Source organism: Chryseobacterium sp. MMS23-Vi53 (assembly GCF_047651245.1).
Lineage (GTDB): Bacteria > Bacteroidota > Bacteroidia > Flavobacteriales > Weeksellaceae > Chryseobacterium.
In genome coordinates, this window is the sequence record NZ_CP180265.1 from 2,811,240 (window position 1) to 2,831,050 (window position 19,811).

Annotated in this window: 18 protein-coding genes; 7 read left to right on the forward strand and 11 right to left on the reverse strand. The window is 31.1% G+C overall.

Translation table 11 applies throughout. The features are described 5' to 3' along the window. Positions 1–140: 140 nt before the first annotated feature. The 11 genes from ACKX2A_RS12550 to ACKX2A_RS12600 all read right to left on the reverse strand — a co-directional run bounded on the left by ACKX2A_RS12550 (position 141) and on the right by ACKX2A_RS12600 (position 13,158). Positions 141–572 (reverse strand): nucleoside deaminase, encoded by a 432-nt coding sequence (locus tag ACKX2A_RS12550; protein WP_415325073.1) that lies wholly within the window; start codon positions 570–572, stop codon positions 141–143. A 40-nt stretch (positions 573–612) separates the two neighbouring features. Continuing rightward, positions 613–1,236, reverse strand: coding sequence for an energy transducer TonB (locus ACKX2A_RS12555; protein ID WP_415325075.1), 624 nt, complete (start codon positions 1,234–1,236; stop codon positions 613–615). 52 nt (positions 1,237–1,288) lie between these two features. Then, positions 1,289–2,209, reverse strand: a complete 921-nt coding sequence (locus ACKX2A_RS12560) for a helix-turn-helix transcriptional regulator (protein ID WP_415325077.1) — start codon at positions 2,207–2,209, stop codon at positions 1,289–1,291. 81 nt (positions 2,210–2,290) lie between these two features. Continuing rightward, positions 2,291–2,584: a hypothetical protein gene (locus ACKX2A_RS12565; protein ID WP_415325078.1), complete on the reverse strand. Its 294-nt coding sequence runs from the start codon at positions 2,582–2,584 to the stop codon at positions 2,291–2,293. A 7-nt stretch (positions 2,585–2,591) separates the two neighbouring features. Next, a complete protein-coding gene (locus ACKX2A_RS12570; RefSeq protein ID WP_415325079.1) occupies positions 2,592–5,231 on the reverse strand; it encodes a hypothetical protein in 2,640 nt (879 codons plus the stop codon). A gap of 104 nt (positions 5,232–5,335) precedes the next feature. Next, positions 5,336–6,910: a hypothetical protein gene (locus ACKX2A_RS12575; RefSeq protein ID WP_415325081.1), complete on the reverse strand. Its 1,575-nt coding sequence runs from the start codon at positions 6,908–6,910 to the stop codon at positions 5,336–5,338. A gap of 82 nt (positions 6,911–6,992) precedes the next feature. Continuing rightward, positions 6,993–8,108 carry a hypothetical protein gene (locus ACKX2A_RS12580; RefSeq protein ID WP_415325082.1) on the reverse strand — a complete coding sequence of 372 codons (1,116 nt, stop codon included), beginning with the start codon at positions 8,106–8,108 and terminating at the stop codon, positions 6,993–6,995. Positions 8,109–8,136: 28 nt separating this feature from the next. After that, positions 8,137–10,665, reverse strand: a complete 2,529-nt coding sequence (locus tag ACKX2A_RS12585) for a hypothetical protein (RefSeq protein WP_415325084.1) — start codon at positions 10,663–10,665, stop codon at positions 8,137–8,139. A gap of 299 nt (positions 10,666–10,964) precedes the next feature. Then, positions 10,965–11,210, reverse strand: coding sequence for a hypothetical protein (locus ACKX2A_RS12590; RefSeq protein ID WP_415325085.1), 246 nt, complete (start codon positions 11,208–11,210; stop codon positions 10,965–10,967). A gap of 221 nt (positions 11,211–11,431) precedes the next feature. Continuing rightward, a complete protein-coding gene (locus tag ACKX2A_RS12595) occupies positions 11,432–12,469 on the reverse strand; it encodes a patatin-like phospholipase family protein (RefSeq protein WP_415325087.1) in 1,038 nt (345 codons plus the stop codon). Between the two features lie 188 nt (positions 12,470–12,657). Beyond that, positions 12,658–13,158, reverse strand: coding sequence for a M15 family metallopeptidase (locus tag ACKX2A_RS12600; protein WP_415325089.1), 501 nt, complete (start codon positions 13,156–13,158; stop codon positions 12,658–12,660). Between the two features lie 629 nt (positions 13,159–13,787). Here ACKX2A_RS12600 and ACKX2A_RS12605 point away from each other — a divergent pair. From ACKX2A_RS12605 to ACKX2A_RS12635, 7 genes are all read left to right on the forward strand, one after another. Next, the gene (locus tag ACKX2A_RS12605; protein WP_415329467.1) at positions 13,788–14,258 is read left to right on the forward strand and encodes an AAA family ATPase; all 471 of its coding nucleotides are present in this window, start codon (positions 13,788–13,790) and stop codon (positions 14,256–14,258) included. 743 nt (positions 14,259–15,001) lie between these two features. Further along, a complete protein-coding gene (locus ACKX2A_RS12610) occupies positions 15,002–15,757 on the forward strand; it encodes a hypothetical protein (protein ID WP_415325091.1) in 756 nt (251 codons plus the stop codon). A gap of 21 nt (positions 15,758–15,778) precedes the next feature. Next, complete coding sequence (locus ACKX2A_RS12615) at positions 15,779–16,711, forward strand: hypothetical protein (protein ID WP_415325092.1); 933 nt, start codon at positions 15,779–15,781, stop codon at positions 16,709–16,711. Further along, positions 16,711–17,088, forward strand: a complete 378-nt coding sequence (locus tag ACKX2A_RS12620; RefSeq protein ID WP_415325094.1) for a hypothetical protein — start codon at positions 16,711–16,713, stop codon at positions 17,086–17,088. Before ACKX2A_RS12615 ends, ACKX2A_RS12620 begins: the two co-directional genes overlap by 1 nt. A 398-nt stretch (positions 17,089–17,486) precedes the next feature. After that, positions 17,487–18,317 (forward strand): hypothetical protein, encoded by an 831-nt coding sequence (locus ACKX2A_RS12625; RefSeq protein ID WP_415325096.1) that lies wholly within the window; start codon positions 17,487–17,489, stop codon positions 18,315–18,317. A 150-nt stretch (positions 18,318–18,467) separates the two neighbouring features. Then, a complete protein-coding gene (locus ACKX2A_RS12630; RefSeq protein WP_415325098.1) occupies positions 18,468–19,019 on the forward strand; it encodes a hypothetical protein in 552 nt (183 codons plus the stop codon). Between the two features lie 112 nt (positions 19,020–19,131). After that, positions 19,132–19,449: a hypothetical protein gene (locus ACKX2A_RS12635; RefSeq protein ID WP_415325100.1), complete on the forward strand. Its 318-nt coding sequence runs from the start codon at positions 19,132–19,134 to the stop codon at positions 19,447–19,449. The last annotated feature ends 362 nt before the right edge of the window (positions 19,450–19,811 follow it).

The window sequence follows — 19,811 nt, forward strand, 5'->3', positions numbered from 1 at the left end:
ATGCTACACCTAAATTCCTACGGAATGACAATTTTGGGTTGCTTTAATTTTTTACTCTTTTAAACAGAATTAAAACATCAAGAAAGGTGTGAATTATTTTGATAATCTGTTTTAAAGGAAAATTATTCTAAAGATTAAAATTACCTTTTTGATTTAAAAAACTCTTTCACGATCGAAGAACATTCGTTTTCCATAATTCCGGACACGATTTCCGTTTTCGGATGAAGAGTTAAATTTTTGTTGATGAAACCTCGTTGTGCGTCTCTTGCTCCAATCACAACCTTTGAAATCTGTGACCACAAAAGTGCTCCGGAACACATGACACAAGGCTCAAGCGTAACGTAGAGTGTACAGTCTTTCAGGTATTTTCCGCCTAAAAAATTAGCAGCAGAAGTGATTGCCTGCATTTCGGCATGGGCGGTAACGTCGTTTAAAGTTTCGGTAAGATTATGAGCTCTTGCAATGACACGATTATTGGAAACGATAACACATCCAATCGGAACCTCATCTTTTTCCAGTGCAATTTCGGCTTCGTTGAGCGCCATTTTCATGAAATATTCGTCTGTAAACATTTAATTAAAATTTAAATTATAAAAAGAATATTTCAATTAATTATTCAAAACTCATTGTTAAAGGTAATTTGAAACGATACCTCACAGGATCACCTTTAATAATCGCTGGAGAAAATTTTTCTGAAACCGAATATAATGCAATTTCTGCCTGTCTGTTGAAAGTGAAATTATCGCCCTGTGCTTGAACATTGCTAATGGTGCCATCTTTTTCAACAATAAATGCTACATTAGCCTTTACTGTTTTCTGTTCTGCGTAGACTCCGTCTGTGTAAAAAAGATTGGCAACTTCCTGTCTCAAAGCATTAATTCCACCCGGGTAATCTGCGGCTTTGTCGATGATAGGAAGTAATTCTGTATTGTTCTCAGGTTTTATTGTTTTAGTGTGAATTTTTCCGAGATCTTCCAAATTTTTCACTTTTAATAAAGCTCCGATTAAAGCAACATTTTCTACACTGTCCATTTTTTTCATGAAAATGACATAATCTACTTTGATGGAAGCTTTAGTAAATTTATCGGTTTCAATGTCGTATTTCTTTTTAAACTCGTTGTTGAGCAAAACACGATGATGATTATAAAAGTTCTTTACATTTTTAAATTCCTCTACCTGCTGTGAAAAGCAGAGAGAAGAAATAAGGCAAAACAGGTAAAGAAATAGTGTTTTCACTTTTGATATATTTATGTAAATGTAATCAAAAAATCTGAAAACCAATCTTTTTTTAGCTTTCCAAATATCGGTTCAAAGACTCCTGAAGATGGTTGCGAATATCATCAACTAAACTTTTAGGTTCCAAGACCTGAACTTCTTTTCCGTAAGACAAAATTTCCTGCATAAAGTCGTAAGTCGGGTGCAAAAAGAATTCAAAAAAGATCTCTTCCGGCGTTTCCTTCGTCTCTTTTTGTGACATGTGAAGCGGAAAACTTCGGATGTATTCTCCCTGATGTCTGCTGCATTTCAGGACGATCTGTTGTGGTTTTTGCTCCGTTAAGTTCATCACTCCGAAAGCATTTTTGAAATGTTCTCTAAAGTTGTATTTATACTTTTCTCTGAATTGTTTTTCGTTGACATCAAGATAATTGATACGGTCTAAACCGAAAGATTTTAAAATTTTATCTTTTGTATCAATCGCGATAAGATACCATCTGTCTTTGGATTCTTTCAATGCTAACGGATGAACTTTTCGCGAAGTCATCAATTTATTTTTGTAATTGTAATGCTCGAAAGCAACGATTCTTCTGTTGCGGATCGCGAAAAATAAGTCATAAAAATTCTCGACCCCCGTTGGTTTTCTGGATTCAAAAAAGATAAAATCTGCAAAATCCGGATGGGTATTCATGGCATTGCTTACCTGAAAAGATTCGAGTAATTTTTGATTGTATTCATCCACTTCCATAATAGGTCGGCTCTCGATATAATAACGGTTATCTCCCTTCTTTTTATTGTGAATGGAAAGGTTAAAAAGATCGGAAATCTCACGAATATCCCTCTGCAAAGTACGGATCGAGTAGCTCTTGATATCCGCATCCTGAAATTCGAAAGAGTTGAGTAGATAGTCCTCCAGCTGTGAATAGGTAGCCGGAGAACTTTCTAATCTTTTTATAATTAAGGCATATCTTGTCAGGTAAAAATCTTTTTTCATGATTTATTTTTCTGAAACAAATATATGGGCTTAATGCGACAAAAGGTGTCGTGTTTTGTTTTTTTTAAGATATGTTGAAATTTAAGAATATTTTCCAGCTTCATATTCTTGAATATAATATTCGATAGTATTTCCGGAGCCGAATTCTACTATTTCTCCATCCGTATTTTTGACTAAGAAAGGAACATTACCAAGTAGTGTATTATACTTTTCATCTCTTGTTTCATAAAATTTCTTGCTTACATAGAAAAAAATCATTCCGTAAGTTTTTCTAATAGTAACTTCTTTAAAAAGTGATAATCTAATGCCTGATTCTTTACCATATTTGTCAATATGATTTTGGGCAATATTTGTAATTTCTTGTTCTGTTAACATAGCTTGATTATTTAATTTCTTTTGTTACCTCTGTTACTTTCATATATCTAAATTCTTTGAATTTGGCATCTTTTTTTAGGTTTACAAGTCCGCTAAAATTTTGGCCTTCTAAAAATCGTACTTTTCCGTTAGCATCTTTCACAACGTATATTACATGATGAGATTCATAAACAGTTTTGGATAAACAAAGTAATATTCCCATCTCATTATTAGCCATATCAGTCCATAAAACAGCTGCATTCTCTATAGTTACAAATTTACTATCAATTTTATGTTCTTGTTTCAACCACGAAACTAAAGTTGTATAATGAGGAGTTCCTGTACTTTTAGCCAATTTAATTTCTCCTGTTCTAAAATAATGATCAATTACTTTCACAACTTCAGTACAATTATTGTTTGCAACTTGATGAATTATTTCCTCACCATTCTTTGTAATTATTATATGATTAAAATAAACCCTAACTTCATCAAAATAATCCATTGCAGTGTCAGGTGTGATCTTAATTTTAGATAGTCTTTTCCAATTTTCTTTAAATTCTTTAACTGCTTTTTCTGTGGTAAGCAAGGGAATATTATCTGCCATTCCGGTCTTCCCATGAAGTTCAGAAAGAAGTTCTTCTTGCTCTTCTTTAGTAAGTTTTCTCTTTTTTCCATTTTCCTCAATTAAAGCTTCATTTAATTGTCTTTCTAATTTAGAAAGATCATCTTCTTTTTCTACAAGTTTCCTTGCAGAACGGCTCAGTCCATTTTTTATAGCAACAGTAAGTTCTCCACTCAAAGATAACATTTCTATCCAAAACAAATACTCACAAAATGTTTGTCCTAATTCTGAGTTCTCGGCATTGGTTAGCTTTAAAACAATATTGGCAACTGAACTTGTAATTCCCGCTGCAGCTCCAATTCCTCGTACAACTGCTAATGAAGTAATTACTTCCGCTGCAACAATTTCAGAAAGTGTACCATAGCTTCCTACAATAGCAGCAACATCCAGTGCATATTCTCCTGATTTTATGACATTATGCCAAAATTGTTTATCGGCATTTACTTTAAGCATAAAGGCGGGAATAATTGCATCTAATTTTACCGCTGTTTCTTGTTGAGAATCATCTTTATCTGTAAATTTTAACTTAACTGGATAAAAAGGATGATAAATATAATGTTCAACTATTTTCTCTTCTCTTAATCCTCCTTTTATATGAGGATCTACTACGGTTTGAGTTTTGCCCGTCTCAAAATTAATTTGTAATACGCGGTCTACAGCATTAGATTTATTAAGTGGCTTCTCAACAAACTCTGCAGAAGCATTGCTGGTAAAAAAGCCAAATATCTTTTCTGAATGATAAGGTAAAAGTTTAGGTCCAGTTGTTGAAGCAAATTCCGGATTATTTTTTACACTGTAATCAACAAATCTTGATTTTTGCCATGCTTTATTTACTAAACCTGCGAAAATTAGCCCATTATCGCCATTTAATCTATCATAAAGAAATTCCAGAATCGTAATTTTCTTTTTTACTAAAACAGTATTAAGGTAGGTCAGAAATATTTCATTCTGTCCATTTCTTTCTAAAAGAATTTGTAAAAGTTTGATATAAATATCTTCTTCTGCAATATTTAATTTATTGGTAAGATTATTTCTGTTTACTCCCTCCCTTACCAGTAACCATAAAATTTCAGTATCTATCTCTACCGAAATAGAATCTGGTAAATAGTATAGAATTTCTAATGCATCATAATAATAGAGTTCGGAATTCTTCTTTAAATTCAATGCTAAAGTATCTAATACGATTTTTTTAAATTGCTGCTTAAAAAAGTCTTTCATTGCCCCTCCTCCTGAAGATAAGTCGATTCCCTGACTGAAAATAGTGTCATTTAAAAAAGATAAAAAAGCTCCGACACTTTTAAAGTTTAGTATTAATGCACAATCTTCATCAGAAGGAGTAAAAATGGATTGTTTTTCTTTTTGATAGTAAGTATACTTTAATGTAAATACTTTTGAATTGCCGTTCGTTTGTATAAAAGGAAATAAATTCATTTTTCCTGATTTCTGAGATTTTGTAATATTCACCATTCTCTGAGAATCAAATATTACTTTCCTAGGAAAATCAAAAATTGTATTTACAACATTGGCAAAAAAAGAAACATGGTTTTTAAACCAGTAAATGTATTCTCCATTGCTGATATCTTTAATAAGACTATCATTTGGGTTATAATTAATATAATCGGGAAATAGAATGATTTCGGGTAAATCTTGGGATTTTATAACGATATTATTTTCACTTACATCATAAAAATAAATATTGTAGTTATCTGTTTCTATGCTATACTCAACTAATTCTGATAGATTTGGAAATTCTGTTGCTCCATTTAGTAAATTAGAATATTCTAAATTGCTCTTTTGAAAGAGATATTTTTTGTCAGAATTATTTTCCCATAAATATATTGTATCTACATTATTAGCACTTAATATTGAAAAAAGCCTTTTATAGATTATAAAATTACTTTCAAAAATATTCCTATCCACATGATAACTTTCGCCACCTTCTAAAGGAGTTAGTAAAACATTATTTGGTAAGTTTATATTTTTATTTGCCTCATCGCTTCTTCGATTAATACGAAGGAATTCGATTATATCTTGAAAATTAGCCATCGTTATTATGTTTTTGATTTGGTGTTTCTAAACTCATTTTGTGATTTTTTGGTGTTAATAAGAGGCAGAGTTTTTTAGGCTCTGCCATTATAGATTCATTAGATTTAGATTTTTCTAATACTTAAGATTTTGACGCCAAAAGTTGCTTGTGGAGTGTATGAAAATGCCGTCGCAAAAACTTTAAATCTAATTGGTGTGGGTTGATTATTATCAATAACATTTGTTACAATACTTACAGAACCATCATCTTTATAAATAGATGTGGTAACAAAGTTTGCTCTTTTAGAAATAATAAATCGCATACTGTCACCATTTCCAAGGTTTACGCTACCAGATCCTCCTGTTACAAAAGTTGCATTAATAGGACCATTATTTGCAACCGCCATTGCTCCTGAAATTTTTTCTGCAGATAGAGTATCTGTTGAAGAAGTAGTGATTCCAAATCCTGTAGACCCACCAAAAGGATTGTAATTTTGTCCACCTTTTGTCACTGCTCCTTCTATTACAAAATCATCTGTAGCAGTAAGAAACGACTGCATATAATAGGCTACCAGTACAGCATTATCATTTTGCCCTGCATAATTATACAAATCGACATCATATCCAATATTTAATTCGTTTGATGTATTTACCAATTCATTATCAAATGGAAGATTTCCTGCTGTTATTCTTGACCAAACATTTCCGCTAATATCAACTTCTGCTGCAGAGCCACTGTTAATAATAGTAAATGCAATCGATGTAGTATATTCTGCTACGCCATTCCATAATCTAACTTTATAGTCTCCTAACGCATAAGATTTTGAATTAAGAGAAAAATTAATCATATTAGGATTAAGTAAAGTAACTTTTGAATTATTAATAGTTTCGACAACTGTTCCTGATGAATTTATAATCTTAACAGTGAAGCTGTTTGGGTTTAAATTTAAATTAGAACCAATTAGGGTTATAAATGTTACGTTGTTGGGATTTGTTGATTTGGGTACGATTAGAGGATAAATCAACCCCACGTTCATGGTATTTGTGGTCCATCCACCATTCATCGCAGTTTTCCAAGCTGTCCGTTCGGCTTCTGTTAAAGATGTTGGAACAGTTAAAAAAACTTGTTTTCCTGTTGACTTTCCAATTTTTCCTGTTGAATTTTGGGCAATAAATGTGTTGAAATTAGTATCGTTTGAAACATCTGATAACCCTGAAACAATATAATTTTTGCCAGACGTTTTCATTTCCCAATCCGCACCCAATGTAAGACCAGCCCCGTCAATTGATGTTAATTTTGAATTAGCAACATTTTTTCCTAAATCTCCTGCGGGTAATTTTGCAACCTCTCCATTGCTATTAAGACCAATAATTTTGTTGTAATCCTGAACGTTTCCGTCTGTAAGTGGTTTGTCTAGCTTTCCTTCTATTTTTTCTTTTGTAATAGAATTGTAATCTGATTGAGTGGAAATTCCCTCTGCAATAAGATCAAGATCAGAAATATGTACATGATCATCTGAAATTTCAACGGGGATTGATCCGTCTACAACAGCGTGGGTCTTTAAATCTCCATTCGCATCAATGGCATAGTCTGTATAAGTAGCTCCGCCAACTGCAGCTACTTGATAAATAACATTCGTTTCTCTTGCTCCGGCAGGAGGCAACGCATTTACTCTTATAATTTTTCCTATTTCGGACATATTTTGTTTTTTTAGTGTTAATAAATTTTTAATAAAGACAGAGCCTGAACTCTGCCTTCAGTTGTTTAGGCATTATTTATAATTAAACCCAGTCTCCTGAAATAATTTTCTCATCCCCATTATTTGCGCCTCCCAAAAGATTTTCATTTGTCTCAAAATTGAATTTCTCTTCAGTAATTACTTCAGATGGAACTTCAAAATCATCCGGATTTTCTGTTGTAAATGGCAATGCATGAGCTACTTTTAATCCGATGCTTTCTGCCTGAAGAATATTTAATGTTGTCGGAAGTCTTGTTAACCAAGCTTTTCCTTGTTTAATACCTTTTGGTTGCTTCATTTCATCAACAATAGATAAATAAAGCTCGTCTCCAATTACTGGAACTTCGCCGCCGTTCCAGATTTTTCCGGTTGCTAAATAGAATTGTACTGCGTCTTCAAAGCCTGGGCGTACTGTTGCAATCACTCTTGCCATTCCACTTTGTAAAAAAGCTCTAAATACAGGATCTGTATTTTCAGATTGATATAAATCTGTCCAGTTCAATTTGTTTCCCCAGTAGTATGGATATAAATAGTAAGAAAGGTTTTCCCATTCGAATGCCTGTTCCATGAATTTTACGAAAGCTGTATATTTATCTAATTTGCTAGAAAGAACAGTTTCGTAATCATTAAATGAATTTCCTTGTGTTAATCCTGATAAGCCATATCCATGAGTTGATCCGGCAGCTCTGTTCGACATATAGGAAATACAGTTTTTACGTAAAATCGTGTTTTCAATTTGTCTGTAGAAATTAGGATTTGAGTCTTTGATGACTACAGCTTTGTTGTTTTCTTCAGAGATAGAATTATTGTATTCTACTAAAGCCTCTTCATAAGCGTTAATAATAGCATTAAAAGTCTTCTGTAACCAAGCCGCTTTAGCTTCAGGAGTTAAGACACACTTAGCATTAATGCTACCATTTATAATTGGGCTTTCTCCAGTTGTGAAAGAATAAGCTAGTTTTTCTCTAACGCTAAAACCTTTTAATGTTCCTCCAATTTGTGTGCTAAGAGTAGAAGTAATCCAGCTTGTACTTCTTCCAGCAATTGTCATAAATGCTTGGTGGCTTCCATTAAAGCTATGAGGATAAGTATTGAATGTATATTCAACTTCTTGAACTTCATATCCTTGAGGAATTTCTAGTTCACCAGCACCAGACACAATTTGAATATTGCCACCATCGGTTCCACTAAAATGCAGGATCTCTATCGCTAAATGATTTGCTTAAATAATAAATATCGGCTTGCTTTTCGTCTAATTCAACATTATATTTTCCTACCCAATATTTTAAATTAGTATCTGTAAATTTACTATAATCGAGTATTTGCATATCTCCTTTTGCCCTAGGATCAATAGGTTTTACTAGATCTGTTTGATCAGCACTTTTAATATTTGTCATTCCAAGCAAATGCAGCTTAGCAGGCTCAGGGATCATAAACTCAAACATCATTCGTTTACCATAGTTGTAAATCTGATTTTTCATCAGCTTATCAACCCATCTGTAAACTCCTACAACATGCTTGTCTCCTTTTCTGTTGTCTAAACCATGAGAATTTGTTTCTTCAAATTCATCAATAATTTTTTCAATTCTTTCTTCGTGAACTTTAGTTACAATTCTGTCCATTGCTCTTGAAGTAATATCTTGAGCTTGAGTTACAGCCTGCCTTGTACTTTCTTCTTTGGATGAATGGCTAGAATAACCACCAGCTACACCTGTATTTATATTTGCAGACATAGGACCTGTTCCAGTTTTCCAAGTAGCATCAAAATGAGCTTGTAAATTGATATCTTTTGACTCTTGTAAAATTTTCGAAATCTCACTCTGCATTTCAAAACGATTCGCTGTCGTTGTATCCGTAAGCTGCTCTCTTTCTGTATCTGTAGATGAGGTTGTTGTATTTTCGCTTCTTCTCAGTCTTCGTGTAGATTTTTCGCGATACTCTCTTGCCATTACGTTTTCGATATGGGCAACTTCACCTTCTACATAAGCATGAGTGCTTTGCTCGACTTTCAAATAATCAGCAACACCAATATTTTTAAAGCCAAATCCTGAAGGAATAAAATTATCCTCATCTTCAATAATTACTACTGGCGGTTCTCCCTCTTCAACCTCAAGCTCAAAGCTTCCAGAGCTACATGATCTTGCCTGAACTCTTGGAATAACAATTTCTGTTGTTTTACCATTAGAAAAGAAAATTTTAACTCTTAAAGTAGCATCCTGAATAATACTAAAATCTATTTCAGGAGAATATAAATCATTTAGGAAAATTGTATTTCCATTTCTTGTTTTTACAAAATAATTTCCATCAATACTTGTTTGTGAATTATTTGGTGTCAGACTGTAAGTAATATAATTTACATCCCATGATGAGTCAGGTACATTTAGTGCCAAATCCTGTACGCATCCTTTGTAAATGAATCTTGGGCACATCTGATATGTAAATGGAACAGAAATAGTTCTTGCTGTCGGAATAATTACACCGCCGATACTTGTGTAGGTTTCCTCATTACCTTGGGTATTTTCAACAATAGCTGTATTTAATCTTTCTATATTTTCATTGATGGCCACTGTTAATTCTAGAAAGGTATTTCTACCATCCAATAAATCTTCTAAATCACTTGCATCATCTTCGGCAGCACGTGCTTCTACATTTTGAGGATCAAATTTATATCCTAAAACATCAAGAAGTGTTTCTACATTTTCAGGTTTCAAAGATGCAACAAGGTTTTCTGCAACAACTTCGTCTCTAAAATTAAATTCAAATTTCTGAAGCTTTGGAAATGGAACTGTTCTGGGTTGCTGACATGGATCCTTCGGGTCATATTCAATTCCTGGAGGTCTTACTCCACAATATTCTTCTTTTGCTGCGGCAACAGCCTCATTGTATGCCTCAAGATCCGGTGCAATTCTGGTCTGGTATGCTTCGTCCTGAACTTTATATTCGGCTTGGTATTCCTTGTTGTATTGTTTTTCTACCGAGGAAAGGTTTTTCTTTAAGCTTTCAATTCTGCTAAGCTTTGTTTTAGCTAGAGAAATTTCCTGCTGTTTTTTCATTTCCTCAGAAGGGAATGTTTCTTTTATCTCGTTTCCTGCTGCTCTGGATACCATAGGAGAGTTTGAAGTTTCCTTATCCATCATCATTTCTTTAGGAAGAACGATTCTTGCATTTAGCAATAACATTGTCTCTTCTTCTCCGTCTGTAATGGTTTGAAGAGCGTGCAATGCCAAAATTGCCTGCATCATTACCTCTTTAATATAGAAATCTTTTTGGGTTACAACCTGAAAGATAAAATTATCCCATAAAGTAACTGGATCAGGATATTCAGCGTTATGCTCAGCATAAACAGCATCCCTTTTATTTAAAAACTCCTGATAGGTACAAGTACCTTTATTTTTTGCTAACCATACTGAAAAATCATAAATAATTTTATACCTTTCTTTAAAAGTATCAAGGTTGTTTGTTGGTTTATCCTTAGAAATAAAGTCTGTAAATGTTGATGCCTGAGCCAGAAGAAGCTGTCTTTTTGTTCCTGACCCATCTTTCACAGGGTAATAAAAATGACTGTCTGTTTTCACTTCATCAGACATAAGAACAAACCTTTTATTCTGATCTTTTTCATCAGACAATTCAGGGCTTCTTAAGCTTACGAATCTAAAAAGTGTTTGTGTTGGTGTGTTTTCTGCAACTGGTTCTGCAGGATTTTGATTTTCTGCCATTTTGTAATTTGTTTTTGGTTTAATTTTAAATTAATATTCGAAGCATTTTCATTCGCCTCATTTCGCTCATTTTTTCAAGTGGTTCTGCAAAAATTCCACTTCCCGACTTAAATTTTCTTTTTCATTTTGTTATGTTTTTTTAGTGTTGATTTTTAAACACAGTTCTGGCTGTCCAACATTTTGTGAATGGTGAATTCAAAGGAGTTTTTTAAAAATTTTAGAAGATTGTTTCTGTGTTTATTTATATCTCAAAGATAATGTTGGAGAGCGACAGAACTTGATGTGTTTAAAAACTTAGTTTAATAAATGTTTTCTTCAAGGTTATCGTTTTCAAAATCTTCATGGAAGAAGTTTTCAATTTCGTTGAGATAGTTTTCATAGTCTATCTCTGCGTTTTCGATGTCGCTCCATTCTATGGTGTAGAGTTCTTCATCGAACATTGTATCGGAGTTTTGATTTGGTGTTTCCATCTTTTGTGCTTTAATGCTTGGGTTCAAAATCGAACAGAATTTTGGCTGTTCAGCCTTCAGTAATGTTGAGTTCAAATGTTATTTTTAAAGTTTTTTAATGATTGATTTTGTGTTTTATTTATAAACCAAAGATAGAAGCGGTAAGCGACAAAACTTGACGTGTTTAATTTATTTTAGAAAAATTTGTCATTTATTTTTTAAGTATTTCCTAATCAGAATGAAATGTAAAATAATTAGATTTTGATTTTAAAATATAATCAAAATAACTTATATTGGATCATTATAAGTTTAAAAGCTTATATTTTATTTTTAATTAATTTCTGAACAATCTGATTCAAAATTTCTCTATTATCATCGATATAGCTCAATCCGGCTTGGATTAAATTCTCAATATTAGATCTTTTTACATTATCCATTGCGGGAGAAGCATTCTTCAACGAAGGATTTAGTCGATAATAATTTTTCTGATTTCTCAATCCTAATGTTTGGAACATTTGTCCTAATTGATAATCAACTGTTTCTGCATTTGCCGACATCAAAATATCAATAATCGGATTCACCCAACCTATTTTTCCTGCTTTTTCCATTTTTTTAAAAGGATAAGGTTTCGACTCAATTCCGGTTCCGATCGAAACGACAATCATATCGTTTACACTTGGATGATTGGCTTTCTGATGATTTTTTAAAACTTCCGCAAAAGGAATTTTTCTTGCTTCGGCATAAGCGCAAAGTGCCGGATTGTTGGCAAACATCCCGCCATCGATTAGGCTGAAAATCTGTCCGTACATCGACTTAATCTGAACCGGGGTAAAATAAGTCGGAGCTGCTGAGGTCGCTCTGCAGACGTCTTTTACGTAAAAATTGTCTGCACTTAAATTTGCTTTCCATGAATTGAAAAGCTTTGCTCTTCTGTTTTCGAGGTCATAACTTGTTATTAAACATGGTTTTATTAATTCTTTTAATTCTAAATTTCCAAAAAAGTCATTCAAGTTTTTTTCAAGTTCATCTTGAGATATTTTTTCATTTAATAATCCGAACGGATTTACTAAACGTTCCCAAAAAGAAACCTGAAATATGTCACCTCCTTTTTCAGCATATAATTCTAATCCTTTCTGGATCGAATATTTTGCTTTTCGGTGTTCATCGGGACATAGAATAATAGACGCAATCAGCCCTCCTGTACTGCTTCCTGCAACAAAGTCGAAATAATTGCCAAGTTTTGCGCTCGGCTTATCAAAAAACTGCAGTTGCTCTTCTATGTAGCGCAGAATGATGCAGGTAATAATTCCTCTGATTCCGCCCCCGTCCAAAGAAAGAATGGTTGTCTTTTTCATGTTTTTATACTTGTTTTTTAAGAAATATGTGACAATTTTAGACAAGTAAAACCAATAGATTTCCGAAGAATTGACTATTGGTTTTAGCTTTTATAATGATTGCTTTTGGTGTTTTTCTTTAATGTAAAGATAGGACGGGGAAGCGACAGAACTTGTCGTATTAAAAATAATTTTCAAATAAAAGAGAATTAAATTATAATGTAATTGTCCTCATCTCTAGGCATTTTAGCCAACGTTCTCCAACTCGCTTTCACCACACCTTTCTTCGTTAAAATACTCTTCTTTTCAAAATGCGGAAGATCCTTAAACGTTTTCCAGTTTCCTCCCCAATCCCAGCCATGCTTTGCGAAAATCTTTACACATTCGTACCAATCGGCAACTTTATCATTATCCCAGTCTTTTACGGTGTCCCAACTTGCGGTTTTTCCGTCAATCATCATACAAATATCAACTGCAAGTCCGTAATTGTGGATGCTTTGTCCGGCTTTGGCGTTGGTCACTTTTTTTCCTGACGTGATTCTTCCGATGGCGTATAGTTTTTCCTGTTCTTCAAAACTTCTCAGGCCTTGTGTAATTCTCACTTTTGCTCTTCCTATTAGAGCTTCGTCACATTCTTTAATAATTTGCTTCACTTCCTCTCTTACAACAGGGTGAAGTTTTTCGATTCTTTGTAAAGTCACTTTATCCATACTATCAGTTTTTAGTGTTTTTGGAATACAAAATTATATGCTGGATGCGACAAAACGTGTCGTATTTAAATAAATTAATACATTGAAAATCAGGTAAATATTATTAATGTTAAAATTTAAATTAAACTTAATATTCTGTTTTAAAAGTTATAATTTTGTGTATTGAAATAATCAAAATCTCATCATGTACGCCCTGGTCGACTGTAACAATTTCTTTGTTTCCTGTTATCAAAAGTTAAATATTATCAATAGCTGAGTTAAATCTTTATTTTAATTTGCTGATTAATAAGTTTGATTGTGATAATAATCTTTTGATAAGCATATATTTTTATTTCAAAAAGGTATATTTGTTGATTTCATGAAAACCAAAATTATAATAATGTGATACGTGAATTTTAATTTCTGAACAAGATATTTATACACAATCAAATATGAACAAAAGAGGATGTGAAAAAATTTTCACAGATATAATACGTCAAGATTTGTCGTATTAAAAAATTATAATTGCAAATAATAATTATTTGAATGATTCTGTAGATTTGTATATTATATAAATTCAGACTTATGTTAGGTAAAATTTTTTTATAGGAGGTATTCATGGCGCTGGTAAAAGTACGGTATGTAAGGAAATCTGTAAAGAGTTAAACTTAGAATATTTATCAGCGAGTCAGCTATTAAAATGGGATGAATTGAATAAGGATTCACAGAATAAAAAAGTTAATAACATCTTAGTGACTCAAAATCAATTAATTATTGGTTTGAAAAACGTGATTAAAAATGATCAAAACTATCTTCTCGATGGACATTACTGCTTATTAAATAAAGCCAATATGATTGAGACTATTCCATTTGAGACTTTCGCTCAAATCAATCCGATAAATCTAAATATCATTTTGGGTAATATAGATGAAATTAGCAAAAGGCTTCAAGATAGAGATAAAAAAATATATTCGGTAGAGCTTTTACAAAAATTTCAGGATCATGAATTATTACATGCTAAACAAATATCTAAAAAATTAAATATTAATCTTAATATTGGTCTTTTTAATGATTATTCCAAAATAATAAATAGCATTCATACTAAACTAGCGAAACCATGAAAGCATTATTAGACACAAATATTATTATTCATAGAGAGGCTTCTAGGATAATTAACCAAGATGTTGGAATTCTTTATCGATGACTTGAAAGAGCCAAATATACAAAATGTGTTCACTCACTTTCAATTACTGAAATTGAAAAATATAAGGATCAAGCTGCGGTTAACACTTTTCATATAAAACTAGACAGCTATGAACAAATTGAGCTACCTTCTCCCTTACAAGATGAGGTTCTAGAACTATCTAATATAATAGACGTTAATGACAATGATAAAAATGATACTCAACTTTTAAATGAAGTTTACATTGGCAGAGTCGATATTTTAATTACCGAAGATAAAAAAATACATAGAAAAGCTTTTGAGCTAGAAATACAAGATAAAGTATTTACCATAGATTCTTTTCTAGAAAAGACTTTTGCAGAGCATCCTGATCTCGTTAATTACAAGGTTCTAAATGTTCAGAAGCTTAAGTTTGGTAGAATTAATTTAGAGGATAACTTTTTTGAAAGTCTTAAAGAAGATTATAATGGGTTTGACAAGTGGTTTATAAAAAAGTTTGATGAAGAAGCATATATTACTGTAAACTCAAATAATGGTCTATTATTATCATTTTTATACTTAAAAATTGAAGACAATAATGAAAATTATACTGATATTACACCTCAATTCCCCCCAAAAAAAAGACTAAAAATAGGAACATTTAAAGTAATAAATAATGGATTTCGATTAGGAGAAAGATTTATGAAAATCATTTTTGATAATGCTTTAAAAAATAAGGTTGAAGAAATATATGTCACCATATTCGACAAAAGAGATGAACAGAAAAGACTTATCGATTTATTGGAGCACTGGGGTTTTGTTTTTTGGGGTACAAAGAATGAGGAGCTAATATATGTAAGAAATTTTGCTAAAACTTTTAACAAAGAGAATTTAAAAGCAAATTATCCCTATATTTCAAGATCACAAGATTGTTATATAGTTCCAATTTATCCTGATTACCATACAAATTTATTACCGGACTCAATCTTAAATACAGAATCTCCAGAGGAATATATCGAAGACTTTCCTCACAGAAATGGTATTAATAAAGTTTATGTTTCAAGAGCATATAAGCCACATCCAGAGCGTGGAGATATACTTGTATTTTATAGAACAGGTGGCTATTACAAAAGTGTAGTTTCAACAATTGGAATAGTCCAAGAAGTTAGATATGATTTTAAGAACGAAGATGATTTCGTATTGTATTGTAGAAAAAGCACCGTATTTCCTGAACATGATCTACGAAAAATGTGGAATTATTCTACTGAAAAGCCTTTTGTTGTTAATTTTTTATATGTCTATTCTTTTCCTCACAGGATTAACATGAAAGAACTAATTGATTTAAAAGTTCTCAATGGTATTAATGATTCGCCACGAGGATTCAAATATATTGACGAACAAAAGTTTGATGATATTTTAAAAAATACAAAAAGTGACGAAAGTTTTATCCTTGATTAATAGTTAATAATATTCTAAAAGATGAAAAGCATAGCTATTTGGGAATCAAGAAATGATGATAATCCGTTTCAAGAAATTGAACTACATTTTAACTATTGGAAAATACCTAATAAACGAAAAGAATTTCATAGATTTTTAGATATTGGTTTAAAATTAACATCAACTCAAAATACTGACTGTATAAACTTTTATTTCCCTGCTAAAATAGAACAAAATAATTTTCATGAAATAGTATCTAAGTTTATAAATAAACCTGATTTATTGAGTGCAATATTTAATGAGAATTATAAAGTTGTTAGCCAAGTAAGTAAACAGCATAAAATTTTAAATGATCAAGATGAAGAAGTTTTTACTATTTATGAGTTTTCAAATAACGATTTAACTTTTGAATATAAGTATGATGGAACTATCGTAAGTTTAAATCTTCCTAAATTGAGTAAACAATTATATATAAGATTTAGAATTTCTGGTCAATTTTTAGATCAATTATCAACAATTAGCACTCCTCCAAATTCAATTTTTGAAAGTGCTTTTTCTGAATTAGAAATGATTGACTTTAGAGTTAATGAAATAAGAGATCTAAGTAAGGACTTAGTTGAAATTTATGGGAAAATGTGCCATATTAAAAAACAACATTTCTTTTATATTTGTAGTAATAGTGAAGATGTAATCGGATACCATACACCATATTTGAGTTGCCGCAATCTAGAAAACTACAGATGGAACGGATATGTAGACCTACCTAATATTGAGAGTGCAATTTTTCTGGCATATCATTGGAAATGGAATAACCAAGAAAACAGTTCGCTTTTAATTAAATCTAAATATGAGAAGAACAATTGGATTACTATAGCAAAATATTTGCTATTAGTCATCGGTATATCATTATTGGGCAGCTGCTTATATGATATATTTAAATTAATTTATAAATTATTTATTACTGCGTTAAAATAATGAGAGTATTATTATCAATAAAACCTGAATTCGCTTTCAAAATATTTGAAGGCGAAAAAAAATTTGAATTTAGAAAAGTCATTTTTAAAAAATTGGATGTTACAACTGTTGTCGTTTATGCCTCATCTCCCGTACAAAAAGTTATCGGAGAGTTCGAAATTGACACTATTTTAACTTCCAATCCTGAAGATATCTGGCAAAAAACAAAAAAATTATCCGGAATCACGGAAAAATATTTTTATGAATATTTTGGAGAGAGAGAAATTGCACATGCAATAAAAATTAAGCAGGTAACAAAGTACTCAAAACCATTATCATTGAAAGACGATTTTAATGTTTCCCCGCCCCAATCCTATATGTATTTAGACATTGCATAATTAAAATTTAAACAAAAAAGCCTATAAAAAATAGGCTTTTTTGTTTAAATAAATGTCTCGTCCTGAAATAAGTTGACAGCTAATTAACTTATTTATGAAATATAAAGGATTAAAAAGTAAAAAGCGCACGCAAAAAGATTACAGTATCTAGCAGCTTCTAACAAACTAAATGGTGTGAGAGTCTTGATAATTGCCAATCCTTAAGCCTATTGATACTCAATTTCTATCTTATTCATTTTTTATAATGTGTTTATATATTGAATTCATTCAAATTTACAATTATTTAGATTAGTTTTTTTCCAAATAGAGAAAATGAATTTCTAGAAGCCTTTTACATATCAAAAATTGGTAATTATATATCAATTATTTATAATAACTTTGTTACACAGATAATGAAAATGATGAAAGACCAAATTCAGCGCGAAGATTTACAAAAGAATATGATGAAAAACATCATATTCAGAGTATATTATCAGGGGATTATAGATTCTGAAGATATTATAAGGAAATTTAATGAAACATTTAAAGATTCCTTTAAATCATTTGAAACAACTTTTTATAGTAAATTAGAATTAGATTTTAATAATATTGATGATGTTATTGACACATTGTCAATCCCACGTTCCGAAATTCAATCTCAGGAAATTTTTAGATATACAGAAAATACCTTTGGGACGGATAATCTAATTTTTGATATTAATAAATATTTTTCATCATTAACAATTGATTGTACGAACTATGTAAATATAGATTCTTATCTGAAATTTTTTGCAGATTATTTGGAGTTCTTATATGATCATAACGAATTTTTAAAGATTAAAAAAATTGCTTTACGTAAATTAGGAGGTAATATTTATCTTGATTCAGAAAGTATTTATGAAGATTTTGAGTCTAATCTTTTTAAATCAAATTTTCAAGAATACGGCTATTTTCCAATGCAAAATAGATATGAGGATATTTTACAAAGTGATGAAAAAGAACCCATTATTAATATTATCCGCTCCTATGAACTTGGAACCTATAAAAACGAAAAGGGTGAAGATATACCTGCATTTCAGGTTCTCTTAGATCTTGAGGGATATTATCCGGAATATATTTTAGAAAAAATTGATTTTGGGAAATCTCAAGTTGAAAAAATATTTAAAAATATTAATCATAATCACTTATTTAATATTTTTAAATTAACTGTAACAGAAAATTATTTACATAAACATTCACGAAATGCCTAAAATATTTATCGATAAAAATTTCAGATCCATAAGGGATGGACGAACTGAAAAAATTGAATTTAAGCCTTCTATGAGAAAGACCTCAATATCAAAGGAAGTTAGTGTATCTCATTTTCTTCGTACCGCTAAGCCTATTATTCGAAAAGAGCAGTGACATATTATGTCGAAAATATTAATGAGATCACACTTGAAGTCTTTACCATAGGTTATTCCGAGAAGGGAGAGAGTCAAGTTATCTTACTTGTTGATAATATCAAAAACCAATGTTTATTTTGTTTTGTTATTGATTGCTATTCTACTTCAATATTTCATAAAACAAAAGATATTTTAGATCATTATAAAGTTTCAAATATTGATTACTTTATTTGGACTCATACTGACGAAGACCATTCTGTAGGAATTGATACTTTAGTCGATAATTATTGCTCTACCAAAACTAATTTTTATCTACCCGAAGGAGTCGATGGAACCGAATCGGATATTTTTGGCTATAATGATGATATTAAAAATTCCCTTGAAAAGATTAATTCTTTAAATAAGAATCGAAATTACAATGTTCATACATTAACACTACCGACAGGCGGAAATCTTGAAATTGTAAGGACAATCATTAAAGAAGAAAAAACGACAAAACAATTTAATTTTCAGGTCTTTTGCATAGCTCCATTTTCCGCTATTATTAGAAGAAGAAAAATTAGCTAAAGAAGCAGGTTCAATACATACAAATGCTAACGACTTTTCAATAGCAACTGTTTTCAAAGTTGGAGAGTTAAGTCTATTATTTAGTGGGGATATCGAAGACCAAACAATAAATTTGATTCCTGATTATCATTTCGAAGGATTATCCTATGTTAAAACTCCTCACCATACTTCTAATACATCTACAAAATTATTAGATAAAATTGAAAGGAACTTTGTTGATGGTATAAAAATTCCAACTGCTGTAACAACTACATATAAAGCATTTAATCTTCCCAAATCGGAATTAATTGAAGAATATCGTAAATTCGTTACATCTTTTAATTCTACAGGAAGAGGAACTGAAGGTTACGGATATGTAAAAACAGTTTTTAATATTATTAAAAAAGAATTTACAGAAGAACTAATTGGAGACGCAATAAGACATTTTTAGTACAATAAAGTCCAAAATTCGGATTGTTTTTTTGAGTTTTCCTTCTACTATAAATCAGGGTATTTTTGCTTAACCTCTAATCTAACTTAATGTAAATTTTTCTCATGCAACATTTACATTAGCTAAAATATGTTACAAAAGTCAATTTATTGGTTTCGTAATTCAATTCTCTCTTTCTTGAAAATACTCACAAAATAATTTTTGCTTGAGGTTTTCAATCTTTCACTTTTACTTTTTAATTTTTTCTTCTATTTACAAAGTAGCAATTCACGTGGTATTGTTTTTTCATATCTTTCATATGAATTTTTAAATAATTTTTAGATACATTAATTAAAACAAGCGTTTGACTAGCAATTATTTAC

Coding starts and splice junctions, on each gene's coding strand:
- ACKX2A_RS12550 (WP_415325073.1), bottom strand. CDS start 572: ATGTTTACAGACGAATATTTCATGAAAATGGCGCTCAACGAAGCCGAA.
- ACKX2A_RS12560 (WP_415325077.1), bottom strand. CDS start 2,209: ATGAAAAAAGATTTTTACCTGACAAGATATGCCTTAATTATAAAAAGA.
- ACKX2A_RS12565 (WP_415325078.1), bottom strand. CDS start 2,584: ATGTTAACAGAACAAGAAATTACAAATATTGCCCAAAATCATATTGAC.
- ACKX2A_RS12570 (WP_415325079.1), bottom strand. CDS start 5,231: ATGGCTAATTTTCAAGATATAATCGAATTCCTTCGTATTAATCGAAGA.
- ACKX2A_RS12575 (WP_415325081.1), bottom strand. CDS start 6,910: ATGTCCGAAATAGGAAAAATTATAAGAGTAAATGCGTTGCCTCCTGCC.
- ACKX2A_RS12585 (WP_415325084.1), bottom strand. CDS start 10,665: ATGGCAGAAAATCAAAATCCTGCAGAACCAGTTGCAGAAAACACACCA.
- ACKX2A_RS12595 (WP_415325087.1), bottom strand. CDS start 12,469: ATGAAAAAGACAACCATTCTTTCTTTGGACGGGGGCGGAATCAGAGGA.
- ACKX2A_RS12600 (WP_415325089.1), bottom strand. CDS start 13,158: ATGGATAAAGTGACTTTACAAAGAATCGAAAAACTTCACCCTGTTGTA.
- ACKX2A_RS12610 (WP_415325091.1), top strand. CDS start 15,002: ATGAAAATCATTTTTGATAATGCTTTAAAAAATAAGGTTGAAGAAATA.
- ACKX2A_RS12615 (WP_415325092.1), top strand. CDS start 15,779: ATGAAAAGCATAGCTATTTGGGAATCAAGAAATGATGATAATCCGTTT.
- ACKX2A_RS12620 (WP_415325094.1), top strand. CDS start 16,711: ATGAGAGTATTATTATCAATAAAACCTGAATTCGCTTTCAAAATATTT.
- ACKX2A_RS12625 (WP_415325096.1), top strand. CDS start 17,487: ATGATGAAAGACCAAATTCAGCGCGAAGATTTACAAAAGAATATGATG.